The sequence below is a fragment of the Xylella taiwanensis genome (genome assembly GCF_013177435.1).
Lineage (GTDB): Bacteria > Pseudomonadota > Gammaproteobacteria > Xanthomonadales > Xanthomonadaceae > Xylella > Xylella taiwanensis.
This window is the reverse complement of record NZ_CP053627.1, coordinates 1077253-1095487: the sequence shown is the minus strand read 5'-3', so window position 1 is coordinate 1095487 and position 18235 is coordinate 1077253. Positions and strand designations below refer to the sequence as shown.

Below are 18235 nucleotides of genomic sequence, written 5' to 3'. Positions count from 1 at the left end.
GGCTGCCGCACACATCACCCTGCTAGGTGCATTGACTACCCTGCTACCACCTAATGCAACCAGATATCTAACAACACGAGTAATCCAGGAAACGTTGACACATCAACATGATCTTACTTCCTAACAACAAGCGCGATCACGCACCTCATCCAAGGTCACACTGCAACACCGGCTGGGCTGTGAGACTTACCCGCAATACACAACTTTCATAAGCAGTACGCCTATTTCCCTTAATGAATACAAAAACATACCCGCCCATGAGGCCACGCCCCAAAGTGGTCAATCTGACATCAAGCTAAAAAAGAAGCGGCAGTCCTCCATGACTGCCGCGGCATGCAGCGCGCAAAAGGCGCAGCTGGCACCGGACGGTAGCAGACCATCCGTAATCACATCAACTCGACTCCCAGTGACTCCCCTGGTAAGCCTGACGCTCGTTCCACCAACGCTGCCGGCTCCCCATATGCCCGGCTAGAACTGAGCTATTGCAAGATTAACAGGCAAGTTAAAAGCATGTGATATCAGAAATGATGAATTGAGAGAGAAATCACATCATGTATATACGCCACCTTCACTTTGAACCCACACAACGTGCGGTTGCATAACACATGTGCTATCTGCACACTCAAAATGCACATCACCTCAGCACTCGTCATTGGTCAGGCAACATGTCATGACTGAATGAGTGCATGCATTAACCTTAATACGCCTGCTCCCTACACACCATGACCGATCAGCAACAACGGCAGCATTGCTTTGCTGCAACGTTGCCTAAGCAATTCAATCAATGTCACGAATGGCATTGACAGTCACGACGACTGACAATGCTGTACAGACACCATATCGTCAGCAGGACCATATGTGTGAACCTGATCCTTCCCTCCTCGCAACATGGGTTCCAAAATCTATGGACACCACGTCATCGCTGCAAGAAAGCGGCGGGGAATGTGTCATCACACGCGACGATCGCATCGTACTATCTTGACCCACATTACAAGATATCTATTCAATCAGAGACCGGCCATCCCCGGTCAGGACCTGGAATAGATAGAAAGCGATCAACGGAGCTTGCATTGATGTCAGCGCACAAAGATCCTCCAACACCGTTACTGCTGTTGGCAACCTGGACACCCAATCTTCCATTACTGCAGTAACCCATCAGACGGCGACGAAAACCAGCATCGACGCGGTCAACGACAAGTTTCCGGCCATCTGGGCCTCAAGCCCTCAATAGAACAAGCAATCATGCAGACTATCCGCTGACTGTGTCCCAACAACACTAAGTAAAGGCACCAATAACAAAGATCCGGGACGACAGTGTCAACTTAGTGTTAATCCACAGCCATTGCAAGATTGACGGCATGCTGATGCCAAGCGACGATCACCACAGCGTGGATGCCAATATCCATGAGCTCTAAGTTCCACACTTGGATTGCGCAACGCGCCGTCCAAAGTGGAGATCCCCATCATCGAAACCGTGCAACACATAAAGAACTAAAAAGCCAAGCTATCCAGCAATATCTCCGGAAAATCAATATGTTTCGATTACACGCATTCTCCCCCAATCTAAGCAGCGTATTAATGTTAGCAGTGCTGTTCTACATTGCCCCCGAAGCTAAACGATGCGCAAGCATGTTGGCGTTAAGCATGCTGGTCTGCATACTGGTCATTGTCAAAATTCAATGGAACGACACTGGGCTATCCAAGCGCTGCAACACCGGAGTAGGCGCATGAGTGAAATCATCAAGCAACTGCTCACCGGCAAAGATAATCAGACGCATGATTTAGTGCGCTGGCTTGGTATTCTTGTCGTCTTTATAGCACTAGCTCTGACAATCTACACCGTCGTCTGGCGTGGCCAAGCCTTCGACCCCCAAGCGTTCTGCTTCGGCATGGGTTCCATCTTCGCCAGCATCGGCGCTGCATTGAAACTCAAAGAAACGACCGAGCCATACAACTCCACCGAAAACAACGGTACCCATGTTTCCAAAACGGCTGAGCATCAAGATGAGTGTGATCCTATTAGCAAAACATGAAACTGCAACAACGATGATGGCTTGATTCGACCTTCCCATCCTGTTTTGGCGTTTACCGCGCTGCCGCGCGTATCGCGTGTATAAGACGTTAGCAACCATGCATCATCGTCCTAACCATACTATTCTCTCAGCAACGTCCCTTAGGATATTCAATAGGGATCATGCAGACGCTGGCAGGCCAATGGGAAGCCTGCGTCTGTCTTAACTATAGATAAAGACCATGAGCGACCACTGTCCTCAGTGGCTTGAAGTCTTCGGTCACCACATTGCCGCTGCCAATGTCAGCCAGATAAAGCTGGCCAACCACGTCTATGAAGACGCACAACAACCGTATGGTCCGCTTTATCCTCTGCGCTCTCGGAAAGTACCTTCCGGATCATGATGACCACTACACTATCAATGCTTGCAACATCGGGAACGTGCTTCCACAGCATTCCCCAGAGAACTGCTGAGGATTTAGTCACGATGACGCCGCAGCACTGATATATCGCCTGGGCAATATGAACTTGCTAAAAAATCTAGAGCGATCCACAAAGTAAAACGATCTTTCGACAACGCAGCAGCCGGCTCAGGATAACGCCGATTGAACACCACAGCAGATCGCAGCACATTAAAACGCAAGCCGCCGTCATTTCGCACATCGCGCAACTGAGCTGGAACTTTAAGAACATCGGGAACATGATCGACAAACAACGACCAGCCCCTGGACTGTTACAACAGCTTGGGGGATTTTTGAGTCTCCCTTTAAGCACAGTGCCATGAGTTAGAAGGGCACACACTACGGCTGTCACACCGACTTGGCAGCAACCCGCATCTGCTTTAGCCATTTTTGCAGCGCCTTAGGGGGTGGCATTGTCGTGGCAGATGACGTCATTGACAATGGTAGAGCGTGTAACCCATTGGGCAGGCACATCAAGACTTCAATGGCAACCGTCCTTGTGTTGCTCTCGGCGGCTGCCTCGTACAAACGGACAAAGCCCAAACACCACATCCACAGCAACGACGCACTATTGACGCGGGTCACGGAACACCGGGATAGGCGACGCCATATCCGGCGTGGCACGCAGAGGATTGATATCCAGGCCGCCGCGGCGGGTGTAACGCGCCTCTACGGCGAGCCATTGCGGCGCGCATCGCTGTAACACATCCTGGAAAATACGCTCCACGCATTGCTCGTGGAATGCAGCGTGATTGCGGAAACTGACCAAGTAGCGTAACAAACCCTCGTGGTCCAGCGGCGCACCGAAGTAACGCACCGTCACGCTGGCCCAGTCTGGCTGACCAGTCACTGGGCAATTGGACTTGAACAAAGCGGAGGTCAGGGTTTCTTCAACAAAATCCTGAGCAGCCATGGACAAATAATCTGGATTCGGCGGACCGTAGTCATCCATGGCCACATTCAGTCCATCAAGCGACATTGCTGTGTGACACATAACGGCCGGCGGCAACCCAAATTCAACCGTAACCGCCGCACCAGCGCACACCGACACATCAGTGGCGATACGCATGCGCAACACCTCAGCACTATCGAATGTCTCGGCATTGAACGAATTGAGATAGAGCTTGAGCGATTTAGATTCGATCAAACAGGGCGAATCGCACGGCACATGCAAAGTAGCGGTCGCCACACAGGGCTTGCCGCGCGCATCCAACCAACTCAGCTCATAAGCATGCCAGCGATCCTCACCCACGAACGGCAGCACCACACCGATACCAATATGAGTACGCGCTACAGCACGGGAGATCGGGAAAAGTAACGACGGATCGTAAGCCCTCGGGTAGGGCACCACGTGTCCAAGAGCGGAATACTGGGGGGTGTTCATATGTGGATTCTAGAGGCTGTTCTGACGTTTGCAGAGGACTGTTCCCGCCGCAACATCAAAACCACCCACCTTCCCCTCTATTCATGTTTTGGTCAGCGTTGCATACGGCAATGCTCTACCATGTCGCGAACCCGGGGGATAGGATGCCGAAGGCACCAAGTCTCTCAGCATCCAGGATTTGGTCATGCCGTACTTCTTGAAAATTTCATTGCTGGCCACAGCACTCATGGCCACCGCATGCACTCCACGCGACAAGAGCAGCGCACACCTCGCTGGTACTGACAACACACCCAAGACCGGGAAACAGGAGAACGCAGATCCAGTTCCCGTCACGGTGGTCGCAGCGAGCACCCAAAATGTTCCCGTATACGCCACCGCCCCCGGCACCGTGACCGCACTGAATACCGTCACGATTAACCCACAGGTCAGCGGTCAATTGGTCAGCCTGCACTTCCGTGAGGGCGAAGCCGTCAAAAAAGGCCAGTTACTGGCCAGAATCGACGCACGCGCACTTCAGGCCAGCTACGACCAAGCCGCAGCGGCTAAACGTCAGAACCAAGCACTACTGGCAACCGCGCGCGCCAACTACACCCGCTCCAGCACGCTGGAATACCAACCCTACGTCGCCAAGACAGAGTTGGATACACAGCGTAACCAAGTCGCACAGTACGAAGCAGCCGTGGCCGCGAACGAAGCCTCAATGCGCGCCGCCCAGGTGCAACTGCAATACACCAGGATCATCGCCCCGATCGACGGCATCGCCGGGATCCGCGGCGTGGATACTGGCAACGTGGTCACCACCAGCACCGCCATCGTGACCTTGACTCAGATTCATCCCATCTACGTCTCATTCAATCTTCCCGAGCGCCTGTTGCAAGCCGTGCGCGAAGCGCATGCCTCCGGACCCGTGATGGTGGCCGCTCTGGACCGCGGTAATGCACACCCACTGACCGAGGATGGCACATTGGATGCGATCAACAACCAGATCAACGCTGACAGCGGCACTTTCAGCGCACGCGCCGTGTTTTCCAACCGCGATAACACACTATGGCCTGGTCAGTTCGTCAACGTGCGCCTGCAACTGCGCACCATCGCCAATGGTGTCGTGATTCCGACACAGGCTGTGCAACGTGGCCCAGATGGCGACTACGTCTACCTTGTCAAGCCCGATCACACAGTCGTCACCCATGTGGTCACTCAAGGCGTGGACATCGGTGACAGCCATGTACAGATCGCCAAAGGCTTGGCTGCCGGCGACACAGTGGTGACCGAAGGTCAATTCCGGCTCAAACCAGGCAGCAAGGTCATCACGTTAGCACCAGGTGAAACTCCACCAGCACCCACCGAAGCCGAACTGAAGGCCGCTGCGCAAAAACGCACCAAGAAGGGCATGGGCCCTCCTGGCGGCGGCCCACCCTTCTGACCTTAATTTATCTTGCAGCGCGTCACGCGCTTGCTCCAACTGACGTTATTTGTCAAGGACACACCACGTGGGCTTTTCGACGATCTTCATCCGCCGCCCCATCGCCACTTCCCTGCTGATGGCCGGCGTACTCCTGCTTGGGATCCTAGGCTACAAGCAATTACCGATGTCGGCGCTCCCGGAGGTGGATGCCCCCAGCCTGGTTGTCACCACTCAATACCCGGGTGCCAACGCCAACACAATGGCCTCACTGGTGACCACCCCCCTGGAACACCAGCTCGGGCAGATTTCCGGCTTGGACATGATGAGCTCTGATTCCTCGGCCGGCTTGTCAACGATCATCCTGCAATTCTCAACACAAAAAAACCTCGATATCGCCGCACAAGACGTGCAAGCAGCGATCCATCAAGCCACGCTCCCCTCATCACTGCCCCACCAGCCGATCTACAACCGGGTGAACCCAGCCGATGCGGCCATCCTCACCCTCACCCTCACCTCCGATACACTGCCACTACGCGACATCAACACATACGCCGACACCATCTTGGCCCAGCGCCTGTCACAAATACCAGGCGTGGGTCTGGTCTCGATTGCTGGCAACGTCCGACCAGCCGTACGGATCCAAGTCAATCCTACCCAGCTATCCAGCATGGGCCTCACCATGGAAGCGCTGCGCAATACGCTGACACAAGCCAACGTCAGCGCACCCAAGGGCTCGCTCAATGGCAAGACTCAGTCCTACAGCATCGGTACTAACGATCAGCTCAAAGATGCTGCGCAATATCGCGACACCATCATCCATTACCAGAATGGACGTCCGGTGCGCCTGTCGGATGTCGCCAATGTGGTAGACGGCGTCGAGAATGACCAGATCGCCGCCTGGTCCGACGGGCAACAAGCCGTGCTGCTGGAAATCCGCCGCCAACCCGGCGCCAACATCATCCAGACCGTCGAACAAATCCACGCGATCCTCCCACAGCTGCGTGCCGTGCTGCCCGCCGATGTCCGTCTTGACGTCTTCTCCGACCGCACCGAGACCATCCGCGCCTCCGTACATGAGGTGAAATTCACATTGTTGCTCACCATCGCCTTGGTGGTGGCGGTGATCTTTGTATTCCTACGCCGGCTGTGGGCCACACTCATTCCATCGGTGGCGGTACCACTGTCGCTGGCCGGGACCTTCGGCGTGATGGCGTTTACCGGTATGTCGCTGGACAACCTCTCCCTGATGGCACTAGTCGTCGCCACCGGTTTTGTCGTCGACGACGCCATCGTGATGATCGAAAACATCGTCCGCTACATTGAGCAAGGCAAGAGCGGACGCGAAGCGGCCGAGATCGGCGCACGTCAGATCGGTTTCACCGTACTCTCGCTCACCATCTCGCTGGTCGCAGTGTTTCTGCCACTGCTGTTGATGCCCGGCATCACGGGCCGGCTGTTTCACGAGTTCGCCTGGGTACTGTCAACCGCAGTGGTTATTTCGATGCTGGTGTCACTGACCCTCACCCCGATGATGTGTGCCTACCTGCTTAAGCCCGATGCCCTGCCCGAAGGTGAAAGACTCCATGAGCACACCACCCCAGGTGGCAAGGCCACGCTGTGGACGCACACCGTCGCCCTATACGAGCGCACCTTGGACTGGGTACTGATGCACCAACCACTGACTCTGGCCGTAGCGCTGGGGACAGTGACGCTGACCATACTGCTGTATGTGACGATCCCCAAGGGCCTGCTGCCGGAGCAAGATACCGGACTCATCATCGGCGTGGTACAGGCCGACCAGAACGTGGCGTTCCCACAGATGGAACAACGCACCCTAGCCGTGGCCGAAGCGCTGCGCAAGGATCCCGCCGTCACAGGCGTCGCCGCATTTATCGGCGCTGGCACCATCAACCCCACACTCAATCATGGTCAACTGTCGATCGTACTCAAGCCACGCAACCAGCGTGAGGGATTGAACACACTACAGCCACGGCTGCAACGCGCCGCAGCCGGCATCCCGGGGATCGCCCTGTATCTGAAGCCAGTGCAGGACGTCACCTTGGACACCCACGTGGCTGCAACTGAATACCAATACTCGCTCTCGAACGTCAACGCAACCGAACTGGCGGCCTGGGCCACACGGATGACCGAGGCCATGCGCCAGATTCCGGCACTGGCCGACGTAGACAACAACTTGGCCGACCAAGGTCGTGCATTACAGATCACCGTTGACCGTGACAAGGCCAGCCTCCTTGGCGTACCGATGCAGACCATCAATGACACCCTCTACGACGCATTCGGCCAGCGTCAGATCTCCACGATCTTCACTGAACTTAACCAATACCGAGTGGTCCTGGAAGTGGACCCACAGTTCCGCACCAGCACCGCACTGATGCAGCAATTGGGAGTAGCTAGCAACGGCAGCGGCGCACTGACTGGCAGCAATGCCACAAGCTTCGGTCAAGCAGTCTCATCGAATTCCTCCACGGCCACCGGCATCGGCAACCAGAACACCGGTATGACCGTCGGTGCAGGCCGTATCATCCCGCTGTCGGTGCTTGCCGACGCCAAGGTGACCAACGCCCCTCTCGTCGTCAGCCATCAGCAACAACTTCCCGCCGTGACGATCTCGTTCAACCTGGCTCAGGGCTATTCCCTTTCCCAGGCCGTCAAGGCGATCGAACAGGCACGCGCACAGTTAGATATGCCCCCCCAGGTGCGTGCCCAATTTATCGGTAAAGCGGTCGAATTCACCGGTAGCCAGAGTGACATCGTATGGCTGCTGGTGGCTTCGATTGTGTTGATCTACATCGTGCTGGGAGTGCTGTACGAAAGTTATATCCATCCTCTGACGATCATCTCCACCCTACCACCGGCCGGTGTTGGCGCATTGCTAGCACTGATGCTGTGCGGACTGAGCCTGTCGGTGGACGGCATCGTCGGCATCGTGCTGCTTATTGGTATCGTTAAGAAAAACGCGATCATGATGATCGACTTCGCCATCGAGGCACGTCGCACCGGGAGCAACGCCCACGATGCAATCCGCCGCGCCTGCCTGTTGCGCTTCCGTCCGATCATCATGACCACCGCCGCGGCACTGCTCGGCGCACTGCCGCTGGCGCTGGGCGATGGCATCGGCGCGGAGTTGCGCCGTCCGTTGGGTATCACCATTGTCGGTGGCCTGCTGCTGTCGCAATTGGTCACCTTGTACACCACGCCCGTGATCTACCTGTTCTTCGAGCGCTTGTCCGAGCGCCTGCATGTCTGGCGCGCACACCGCACCACGATCCAGGCGACACCGGAGCGCACATGAGCCGCCATCCCATTCACACACCGGCACCTGCCGGTACATCCGTGTGTGCAGGCCGGGCTCATGTCCTCCACTCCGGGGGTCCAGCTTCATGAATATCTCTGCCGGGTTTATCAAGCGTCCGATCGGCACTTCATTGTTGGCAATCGGCGTGTTTGTCATCGGCTTGATCTGCTACCTGCGGTTGAGTGTGGCGCCATTGCCGAAATTTCAGATCCCGGTGATTTTTATCAACGCCTCCCAGGCGGGCGCTGACGCCAGCACCATGGCGTCCACGGTCACCGCCCCGTTAGAACGTTATCTAGGACAGATTCCCGGCATCAAACGCATGCGCTCTTCCAGCTCGGAGGGCAACAGCACCGTATTTCTAGTGTTCCAGAACAGCCGCAATATTGACGCGGCCGCACAAGACGTCCAAGCCGCCATCAACGCAGCGCAAGCTGATCTGCCCTCCGGGCTGTCCTCCCCGTCATACAAGAAAGCCAACCCAAACGACGACCCTGTGATTGCTCTGACTCTGACTTCCGCAACACAGTCGGTGGATGCGCTGTACAACGTGGCCGACTCGCTGCTGGCACAGCACCTGTCCCAGATTCAGGACATCAGCTCCGTGGATATCGCCGGCGCCTCAACCCCAGCGATACGGGTGGATGTGGATATGCAGGCACTCAACGCGCTGGGCCTGACAACGGACCAATTACGCAACGCTGTGCGAGCCGCCAATGTCACCTCACCCACAGGTTTTCTTTCCGACGACACCAGCACGACCGCGATCCTGCTCAACAGTGCGATCGCTAAGGCTGTTGACTTCGCTCACCTGGTGATCGCCACCCAACCCAACGGCCGTATCGTGCGCCTGGGCGACGTCGCCCAGGTTTACGACGGCCAGCAAGACACCTACCAAGCCGCCTGGTTCAATCGCAAGCGGGCCGTGCTGATATACGTCTTCCCCCGTGCGGGGGCCAACATTGTTGAAACCGTAGACCGGGTGAAAGCTGAGCTGCCCGCATTACGTACCTATCTGCCACCCGGCACTGTGCTGACGCCTTACTTCGACCGTACCCCGACCATCCGTGCCTCGCTGTATGAGATCCAAACTACCCTGCTGATCAGCTTGACGATGGTGGTGCTCACGATGGCACTGTTCCTGCGCCGGCTGGCACCCACCGTCATCGCCGCAGCGACGGTTCCCCTATCGCTGGCTGGCTCGGCGATCGTCATGTATGCGTTCGGTTTCACTCTGAACAATCTGACCCTGCTGGCACTGGTCATTGCGATTGGCTTCGTGGTTGACGACGCCATCGTGATGATCGAAAACATCTCTCGCCACCTCGACGCCGGCATGTCGCGCATGGAAGCTGCACTCACCGGCACCCGCGAGATCAGCTCCACCATTGTCTCGATCACCGCTTCGTTGGTGGTGGTGTTCATTCCCTTGCTGTTCGATCAAGGGATGGTCGGCATATTATTCCGTGAGTTTGCGATCACCCTGGTCGCTGCAATCATTGTCTCGATGTTGGTCTCGCTGACGCTCACACCGGCACTGTGCAGCCGCTTCCTATCCGCGCACGTCGCACCGGAAAAATCCAACGGCGCCGACGCTTGGCTGGAACGTATCTACACGCACATCCTCCATCTGTATACGGCGGCGCTGGACTTCTCTTTGCGTCACGCGCTGTTACTGGCACTGACGCCGCTGTTGTTGATTGTGTTGACCGTCATGCTTGCCGGAGCCATCAAGAAAGGCGGCTTTCCGCCCCAAGACACCGGCTTGATTCAAGGCCGCGCCAACTCCAGTACAACAGTGGCGTTTGAGGACATGGTCAACCGTCAACGCCGTATCACTGAAATGCTGCTCGCTGACCCAGCCGTCAAGAGCGTTGGGGTACGCATGGGCTCAGGCCGCCGGGGTTCGGGCACTTCGTTCAACATCGAGTTGAAAACTCGTGCCGAAGGCCGCCGCGAAAGCACCGATACCGTGGTGGTGCGGCTCAGCACCAAAGCCGCACACTACCCTGACTTGGCACTGCGGCTGCGCACCGTCCAGGATCTGCACGATGTCGGTGGCGGCGGTACCAGTCAGGGAGCCCAATATCGTGTTTCGCTCCAGGGCAACGACCTAAAACAACTAGAAGAATGGTTACCAAAGTTGCAAGAGATGCTGAAACAAAATCCGAAATTGCGTGACGTTGGCAGCGATATGGATACCGCTGGACTGCGCCAGAACATTGTGATCGACCGTGCCAAAGCGGCACAGATGGGCATTTCAATCGGCGCGATTGACGGCGCACTGTACGGTGCCTTCGGTCAACGCCAGATCTCCACCATTTACTCCGATACCAATCAATACACGGTGGTCATCAACGCATTAGCCTCTCAAAGCGCCACGCCAGCAGCACTGGACAACATCCAAGTCCCTAACCGTAGCGGCAAAATGGTACCCATCACCGCTGTTGCACACCAGGTGCCGGGGCTGACACCCCCGCAGATCAAACATGACAACCAGTACACGACGCTGGACTTGAGCTACAACCTCGCCCCAGGCGTTAGCAGCGGTGAGGCCGAAGCGATCATTGAGGCCGCCATCAAAGGATTACGCCTACCGGGTGATATCCGCATCGCTGGGGACAACAGCTCCAACCAGGATCTGAGCCCAAACACGATGAAGGTGCTACTCATCATCACACTCATCGCCATGTACATCGTACTGGGCATGCTCTACGAGAGCCTCATCCATCCGATCACGATCTTATCCTCGTTGCCTGCGGCCGGTATGGGGGCATTGCTGGCCCTGTTTGTCACTAACACCGAACTGTCAACGATTTCGATGATCGCACTGGTGCTGCTGATCGGCATCGTCAAAAAGAACGCCATCATGATGATTGATTTCGCGCTGGTGGCGCAGCGCGAACACGGATTGGAACCGCGTGCAGCCATGCGCGCAGCCTCAATCGTACGCTTTCGTCCGATCATGATGACCAGCATGGTCGCCATCCTGGCGGCCATGCCGCTGGCCATCGGCGTGGGCGAAGGTGCCGAGCTGCGCCGTCCACTAGGCATCGCAATGATGGGCGGATTATTGATCTCGCAAAGTTTGACGCTCTTCAGCACCCCAGCGCTGTACGTCATCTTCTCCTGTCTGAGCGAACGTTGGCACGTGTGGCGAGGTAAAAACAGCGTGGCACGTTCACAGTGATTGCAGCGACCCGATTCAGGAAACAGGTTATACGGTGACACGCGATGCATCTCATCGTAAGCGCGGCGTCATCACTGACAAAGATGCCAGCAACGCATGCCCGCCACGACCGCATATAACCGACTACCTCCCTCTTAGGGTAAGCCTCATATCCTCCGAGAAAATGCTACAGCCCGGACTGTTGTGCAGCCACCGCTGCTTCAGCCGCCGCCCGAGCGGCAGCCAAGCGTTGTGCACGGTCGCCTAGCTGACGACGCAGTAAAGCATCCAACACAATGGGACGGTCCCAATGGTCGTAGCTTGTCACTAATATATGGCGCAACGCACGATAGTAGGTATTCTCTGGCGCCACCGGTAGGATCGCCAGAGCGGCATGCCACCCCTCCTGTAAGTGTGCCTGGTATACCTGCAACACCGCATGCAATGGTTGCCGCGTGATCAGTGCCCAAGCACCAGCGAAGTACACATCAGCCGCACGCCATCCCTGTTTCAGCAGCATCTGCGCTTCGGCGTGCGGTATTCCGATATAGCGTGCCAGTTCATCAATGAAGCTGTCTGGATAATGCTTGGCATAAACATCCAGGTCAGGCAACTGCTGGTCGATCCAAGCATCCCCTGTCGTTGTTGCAGACACACCCGCCGGCTGAGCCAAGGCGAGCGTCACGGGCATGGTCAACAACAACGCCAACACGAGGGCGACACGATGAACACGGTGCAAAAAGAATGGCGGAAGCAAACAGGCATACGACATGTATTGATCATGCCCAGAAAGAAAGCAGATCGCAAAATCGACCCATCGTGCTTGAAGTGCCGCTGTCAAGGCTTGGGTGCTCTCATGCTGTCACAGCAATACCAGAACCCTCGCGTCCCAATCGCCAATCCCGCTTAGGCGACACACGGCTGAACAAGGTAGAAAACCGTGATCGCAGGATGTCGTTCTGGAAAGGCCATCACTCACTGGACGTGAGGCCGTCAGTGGCAGCTCATGCGATCACACGTGCCTTTACAGCAAAAGAAAACAATGCAGATGACGCAGTCCCATACATCGGGCTCGATGTGCATCATCGACTGACTGTTGTTACGGATGGCGAGTGCGACCCAGCACGTGCCATCAGAACAACAAGAATCGCAGCGCAGAATTGTGCTGACATCGAAGCTCCCCTGATAGCCGCTCATGTCGAATACAAAACCGACAACGGTTACCCCCAGCGTGACCACAATTTGAATCACCGCTGTCATCTTCCGCGTTCTGGGGGAGCACTTTCAGTCAATCATGTCAGCTAAACCATGAGGGTACGGTTACCCGCAGCCCCAGGATGCCAAGAAGAATCGCAGTCACTACCACCACGCATCAAACGAGCCCCATGGCAATCGCTGGCATTCCTCCAGAGATGAAAGATCAGCACCGAGTAAAGACCAACGTTCAGTCACCTTCCAATCAGGCGAACTCCGATGAAACCAGGCCTGCCGATGACGGGAAGCACACACGGAAGCGTGGATGCATCCACGCGAGTCGCTACTTCAAGGAAAGGAGGCAGAGAAGCGCACCGCGCGAACAGGCCCATACAGAAGATGCCGACTGCTGTCATACCTCATGTGCAATGGAAAACCGCTTCAGCAACATGCAGACATGGCCGGAACCGGGCCTGTTTGCAGTCCTCACGGAACAAAGCGCCATCCGACAATCCACCAGGCGATGGCTGCCACTGGAACAATGTAAAAGCCTGCGCCGCGCTATCCCATGATTACCCCAGGGAAACGTGCCACGGGTGCAGCCACAACCGCAGTCATCGCATGATTGTCGACACATGTGAAACCTGAGGATCCAGCACGCACCGCAACGCCATCGTTACCAACATCGGCGCAGAGTCACCATCGGTCACACCAAGCAATCATGAACACCACAGCATCCGACGCACATGCCAACACCGTTCCAAACACGACCATTCACAGCAGCAATGCCTTTCGGTCGAGTCGCACCGCAACGACACAATGCACAGGCTGGTCAGCAAGCAAACACTCTGAAAATCGAAATCACCTGCCCGGCCTGAGCTTCGCTGATGCGCAGGTCAATCACGATGGCCGTGATCAGGCTGATTGGTATGAATGCGGATGCGATGAATACACACACCGCACGCAACAACGGCTTTCCATGTCCTGATATTGTCATCAGCATCGAAAAAACCGCACTGCTGATCAATGCTTATGGAGTTCGTCGAAATCGAGAATGATGCGTCCACGTAGACCACCTTCGGCAAGACGCCGATGGGCCGCCGCCGCCGCAACGGCGGGAAACGTCGCAGCAACCCGCATCGGCAAGAGTCCGTCAGATGCTTGCTGACCGAGACGCACAATGGCGGCATGGTCAGTGACACGCTGACGCACCCTCACGAACACCGCCCGAATACCGCGATCCAGACCAGTGTCGTTTCCTTGACGCAAGTAGATGAGCGTCCCGTTGTCACGGACAGTAGGCGCAATCTGTTTGTACAAAAGCGCAGCATCCACTACAGCATCAACCCCCTCTGGGAAAGCATGCCGTACCCGTGCAGCAACATCGTGTCCACGTTCAATGATCTCAATGGCACCAGTAGAACGCAGCAAACGCGCATCCTCCTTCGCAGCGATCGCGACGACACGTAAGCCTTCAGCGGCCGCCAATGCAACGGTATAAGTACCAACCGCACCGGCAGCACCCGTGACCAGTAGTGTGGAATCTGGCGGCAGGCCCAATGTATCCAAAGCACTACGAGCAGTCAGTGCATTCATCAGAAACGACGCTGCTGCAGGGAATGTAGCACCGCCTGGAACCGGAATCACCGAAGCCGCAGGGAGACATACGTACTGGCTATAACCACCGTAGCTGCCGTAGTTATCCACTACGCCGACAACATCCTGTCCGATCGTGATTCCGCAACTTGGATCAATGTCTTCACCTACCTCGTCGATGGTCCCGGCAATATCCATACCAGGAACAAACGGTGGCTGCGCCTGGGCAAATTGTTGCGCATAAGAACCCTCGCGTACCATCACATCGACTGGATTGACCCCAGCCGCACGCACCCTGATACGGACCTGCCCCAATCCAGGGTGCGGGTCAGGAAGCTGCATGAGACGCAGTACATCTGGGCCACCGTAGGTGTTCAATCCAACGACATACATGATGTTGCTACTCCATGATCAATGTGTGGTAATGGAAAAAATCCAAAGACAGGCAAAAGAAAGGCACTGTTGCATCAATGGATAATGTTTAATCAAGCGGCCAAGGTCGCGTTATCAATCACGAAACGGTACTTCACATCACCTTTCAACATCCGTTCGTAGGCATCATTGATCCGGTCGGCACGGATCAATTCAATATCCGCAACGATGCCATGTTTGGCACAGAAATCCAGCATTTCCTGTGTTTCAGCGATACCGCCAATCAACGACCCAGCAATCGAACGGCGCTTAAAAATCAGGTTGAAGACTTCGGGTGAAGGATGCGGCGTGGCCGGTGCACCTACCAGGGTCAAGGTGCCGTCCCGCTTTAGCAACGTCAGGAACGTATCAAGAGAATGTGGGGCCGCCACGGTATTCAGGATCAAATCGAAACTCTTTGCATGGGCGGCCATGTCTTGCTGATGACGCGACACCACCACCTCGTCGGCTCCCAGCGCCTTGGCATCCTCACGCTTTGATTCGGACGTGGTGAATGCAACAACATACGCTCCCATGGCATGAGCCAACTTAATGCCCATATGGCCCAAACCACCAATACCGACAATACCGACCTTCTTGCCGGGACCGGCATTCCAGTGGCGCAGCGGCGAGTAAGTGGTAATCCCTGCACACAACAACGGTGCGACGGCAGCAAGCTGTGCCTCCGGGTGGCGGATGCGTAATACGTAGCGTTCATGCACAACGATCTTCTGGGAGTAACCGCCCAACGTGTGACCCGGAGCATCCTGCGTCGGAAAGTTGTAGGTACCAATCATGCCGTCGCAGTAATTCTCCAATCCGGCATCGCACTCCTGACAATCCTTGCAGCTATCGACAAGACAGCCAACAGCGACGAGATCGCCCATCTTAAAGCCATTCACGTGCGTCCCTACGGCAGACACACGGCCGACGATTTCATGGCCCGGCACGCATGGGAAAAGCGTGCCCCCCCATTCGGACCGTACTTGATGGATATCGGAATGACACACACCGCAGTAATGAATGTCGATTTGTACATCATGCGCACCCGGGGCACGACGAGCGATCTGTATGGATTCCAAGGGTTTATCGCTAGCGTGTGCACCATAAGCGTTGATAAACATTAGATTGTCTCCTTTCACATTAAATATTCTTGCAGTGGAAAAAAGCGATCACACCGCGGCCACGCGCATACTTCTTCAAGCACTCACTCACAAAGAACGTCGATTTTTCCTTAGAGCATCAACGCAACATTGAGTTGGCGCTTGCACATGAAGCAACGCCAAGTGGGTGCTTACATTGCAACGATACAGCCAAGCATCGCACCGGAAAAACGCTTGCGTCTAAACGCAACGGCGGCAGGATGGAAGCTTCAAACCGTCCTTTCATCCTACATATTCATGAATGGTTTTGCATCGCAAGGATCAATCCCTGTTGAAATCATCCGCTCGAAGAGACTGGCACATCACTTCAGTATCACTGTCGATACGCCGCAGATACGTAGTGAATATGCAAGCGCAAGCGCTCAAAGAACGTGCCACGACGCAACACCCCAGAATAGCCGCCATGTCATGTATGGAATGCTTGTCAGCCTCAAGGGGAAAACCGTTAATCCTCAATCTTCCTATAAGGTGGATGGATGCACACCGTTTGGTCATCGACAGCGCTTGATCCACGCCTTGTAACACAATCAACCTTGCATGGATGACCCTTCCAAGGATGGCGAATGGTCAACAACCAGACGCCCCTCAGAAAAACCCAGGTGTGTCGAAAAACACCTCGTGTCACACAGACACCACCATCACTCGCAAGTGGTTCCAAACACGCTTGTAGCACATTGAAATGCGACCGCACGACCACGCAAAGGAAAACTCCTTGCAACCGCAGGCACGAAAGAGCGGAGATCACGTCACTCCGCTGCTCTCCGCAATGCCATTGGCGCCTTCATTCCAGCTGAAAAATTCAACCATTTATCAGCTTTGGAATGCTTCCATCACAACCTGGACAATCTGACTGCCTTCCGGCGTCGTCCAGTGACCGGCGAGTTCGGCCATGACCTGATTCGTGCTCGTCAGCGTCACACCATTCTTTTCCATGCGGCGCAGCGCCAGCATCGGCAACCACCTGAACGTCGTAACCACCACGCGCCAAACTGAGTGCCGGATAGACCGTACAGACATCGTTGGTCACGCCCGCCATGATGAGCTTCTTGCGACCGGTGGCCGTAACGGCTGCGACAAAGTATTCATCCTCCATCGCGTTGACAATGCCAAGGCGTTTAATACGTGCGGCGAACGCCGCCGGCAGGATCATCTCCAGCTCACTTAACAGCGGCCCCTGTGCGTTTTCCTCCATGCTGGAGGTCAGCACCACCGGCATCTTGAGGATGCGAGCCGTCTTAGCCAGCATCAATGTATTGCGCTTGAGCTCTTCGAATGGCATGGATTTGGCCCAACCCATTGTGCCGACCTGGTGATCAATGAGCAGCATGGCAGCGTTGTTGCCGGTGAATCGTTCGTAAGACATGGTCAAATTCCTTGGTGGTTCAAATGGACATGGATTGCAGCGGGGGGCCGGAAAACAGCATCACTTTGGCATTGCCATGGGGTGCTTGAAAGAGCATCGCGTGCGGGGTGTCTTGCGCGGGGAACACCGGGAGCTTGAGGGCATGATGCTCAAAGGGCTGCCCATCCACCACCACCGTGCCGAAGATCGGCATGACAAAGGCGCAATGGCCAGCCGCAACGGGTATGGCCAGCTCGGCATCTTCCTCCAGCGCGATGTCGAGCATCGTCACATCGGTAGGCGGGTTTAGTGGAGAGCGGGCATCCCCGAAACTCCCCACAGGCACGCGCACCTTGGCACCCGGCCATTGCACAACCGGCACGTTGTGCGGTTCCAGAGACAACGCGAAGGGCATGATGTCCTGTTGTTCGCGTGCCAGGTTGACGAAGATTTGCAGCGAATGGACGATCTTGCCGGTTTCTGCCGGCACTTCTTCATGGATGATGCCGCGCCCGGCTGTCGTCCAGTGCACACCGCCGGGCCGGATCAGATTATGGGTGCTAATGTTATCGCGATTATCGATACCCGTTTCCGAATCGAGAAACACATAGGACACCGCCGAGAAGCCAGCATGGGAATGCGGCGGGAACGTCGGCGCGCTCATCCAGGCATGATCAACTGCGATGAAGGGGTCGATCAGTGCGGCCATACCGCGCAAGCCGTAAGCCCGGAAGTGGTTGCCGTGATTGGCGCGCTGGAGCGAAGCAATAATGGACATGATGG

General features: G+C 55.9%; 15 protein-coding genes. 6 read left to right on the top strand and 9 right to left on the bottom strand.

Annotated elements, in window-relative coordinates; translation table 11 throughout:
- Window positions 1–1404 precede the first annotated feature (1404 nt).
- Complete coding sequence (locus tag PLS229_RS04660; protein ID WP_152536564.1) at window positions 1405–1731, top strand: protein kinase family protein; 327 nt, start codon at window positions 1405–1407, stop codon at window positions 1729–1731.
- Entirely contained in the window at window positions 1728–2033 is a 306-nt protein-coding gene (locus PLS229_RS04655; RefSeq protein ID WP_038270202.1) for a hypothetical protein, read from the top strand. Before PLS229_RS04660 ends, PLS229_RS04655 begins: the two co-directional genes overlap by 4 nt.
- A gap of 205 nt (window positions 2034–2238) precedes the next feature.
- On the opposite strand, the gene PLS229_RS12440 is transcribed toward PLS229_RS04655, so the two are convergent.
- Together PLS229_RS12440 and queF are read right to left on the bottom strand one after the other, a co-directional pair.
- The gene (locus tag PLS229_RS12440) at window positions 2239–2361 is read right to left on the bottom strand and encodes a hypothetical protein (RefSeq protein ID WP_267903177.1); all 123 of its coding nucleotides are present in this window, start codon (window positions 2359–2361) and stop codon (window positions 2239–2241) included.
- Window positions 2362–3040: 679 nt separating this feature from the next.
- On the bottom strand, window positions 3041–3856 hold the full coding sequence (queF, locus tag PLS229_RS04650) for an NADPH-dependent 7-cyano-7-deazaguanine reductase QueF (RefSeq protein WP_038270204.1): 816 nt from the start codon (window positions 3854–3856) through the stop codon (window positions 3041–3043).
- Window positions 3857–4040: 184 nt separating this feature from the next.
- On the opposite strand from queF, the gene PLS229_RS04645 reads away from it, so the two are divergent.
- The 3 genes from PLS229_RS04645 to PLS229_RS04635 all read left to right on the top strand — a co-directional run bounded on the left by PLS229_RS04645 (window position 4041) and on the right by PLS229_RS04635 (window position 11767).
- Entirely contained in the window at window positions 4041–5279 is a 1239-nt protein-coding gene (locus PLS229_RS04645; protein WP_038270206.1) for an efflux RND transporter periplasmic adaptor subunit, read from the top strand.
- A gap of 67 nt (window positions 5280–5346) precedes the next feature.
- Window positions 5347–8574: an efflux RND transporter permease subunit gene (locus PLS229_RS04640; RefSeq protein WP_038270209.1), complete on the top strand. Its 3228-nt coding sequence runs from the start codon at window positions 5347–5349 to the stop codon at window positions 8572–8574.
- An 88-nt stretch (window positions 8575–8662) separates the two neighbouring features.
- Window positions 8663–11767, top strand: coding sequence for an efflux RND transporter permease subunit (locus PLS229_RS04635; protein ID WP_038270212.1), 3105 nt, complete (start codon window positions 8663–8665; stop codon window positions 11765–11767).
- Window positions 11768–11933: 166 nt separating this feature from the next.
- Here PLS229_RS04635 and PLS229_RS04630 read toward each other — a convergent pair whose 3' ends face one another.
- The 5 genes from PLS229_RS04630 to PLS229_RS04610 form a co-directional block, all read right to left on the bottom strand.
- Window positions 11934–12518, bottom strand: a complete 585-nt coding sequence (locus PLS229_RS04630; RefSeq protein WP_038270214.1) for a hypothetical protein — start codon at window positions 12516–12518, stop codon at window positions 11934–11936.
- Window positions 12519–12739: 221 nt separating this feature from the next.
- The gene (locus PLS229_RS04625) at window positions 12740–13006 is read right to left on the bottom strand and encodes a hypothetical protein (protein WP_152536567.1); all 267 of its coding nucleotides are present in this window, start codon (window positions 13004–13006) and stop codon (window positions 12740–12742) included.
- A gap of 766 nt (window positions 13007–13772) precedes the next feature.
- The gene (locus tag PLS229_RS04620) at window positions 13773–13943 is read right to left on the bottom strand and encodes a hypothetical protein (RefSeq protein WP_160165118.1); all 171 of its coding nucleotides are present in this window, start codon (window positions 13941–13943) and stop codon (window positions 13773–13775) included.
- Window positions 13944–13963: 20 nt separating this feature from the next.
- On the bottom strand, window positions 13964–14929 hold the full coding sequence (locus PLS229_RS04615; protein WP_038270221.1) for an NADP-dependent oxidoreductase: 966 nt from the start codon (window positions 14927–14929) through the stop codon (window positions 13964–13966).
- A gap of 92 nt (window positions 14930–15021) precedes the next feature.
- Window positions 15022–16071 carry an NAD(P)-dependent alcohol dehydrogenase gene (locus PLS229_RS04610; RefSeq protein ID WP_038270222.1) on the bottom strand — a complete coding sequence of 350 codons (1050 nt, stop codon included), beginning with the start codon at window positions 16069–16071 and terminating at the stop codon, window positions 15022–15024.
- Between the two features lie 147 nt (window positions 16072–16218).
- Here PLS229_RS04610 and PLS229_RS04605 point away from each other — a divergent pair, with 147 nt between their 5' ends.
- The gene (locus tag PLS229_RS04605) at window positions 16219–16632 is read left to right on the top strand and encodes a hypothetical protein (RefSeq protein ID WP_038270232.1); all 414 of its coding nucleotides are present in this window, start codon (window positions 16219–16221) and stop codon (window positions 16630–16632) included.
- Between the two features lie 277 nt (window positions 16633–16909).
- On the opposite strand, the gene PLS229_RS04600 is transcribed toward PLS229_RS04605, so the two are convergent.
- Together PLS229_RS04600 and PLS229_RS04595 are read right to left on the bottom strand one after the other, a co-directional pair.
- The gene (locus PLS229_RS04600) at window positions 16910–17473 is read right to left on the bottom strand and encodes an isochorismatase family protein (protein ID WP_200866178.1); all 564 of its coding nucleotides are present in this window, start codon (window positions 17471–17473) and stop codon (window positions 16910–16912) included.
- A gap of 19 nt (window positions 17474–17492) precedes the next feature.
- Window positions 17493–18230, bottom strand: a complete 738-nt coding sequence (locus PLS229_RS04595) for a pirin family protein (protein WP_038270235.1) — start codon at window positions 18228–18230, stop codon at window positions 17493–17495.
- Between the last annotated feature and the right edge of the window lie 5 nt (window positions 18231–18235).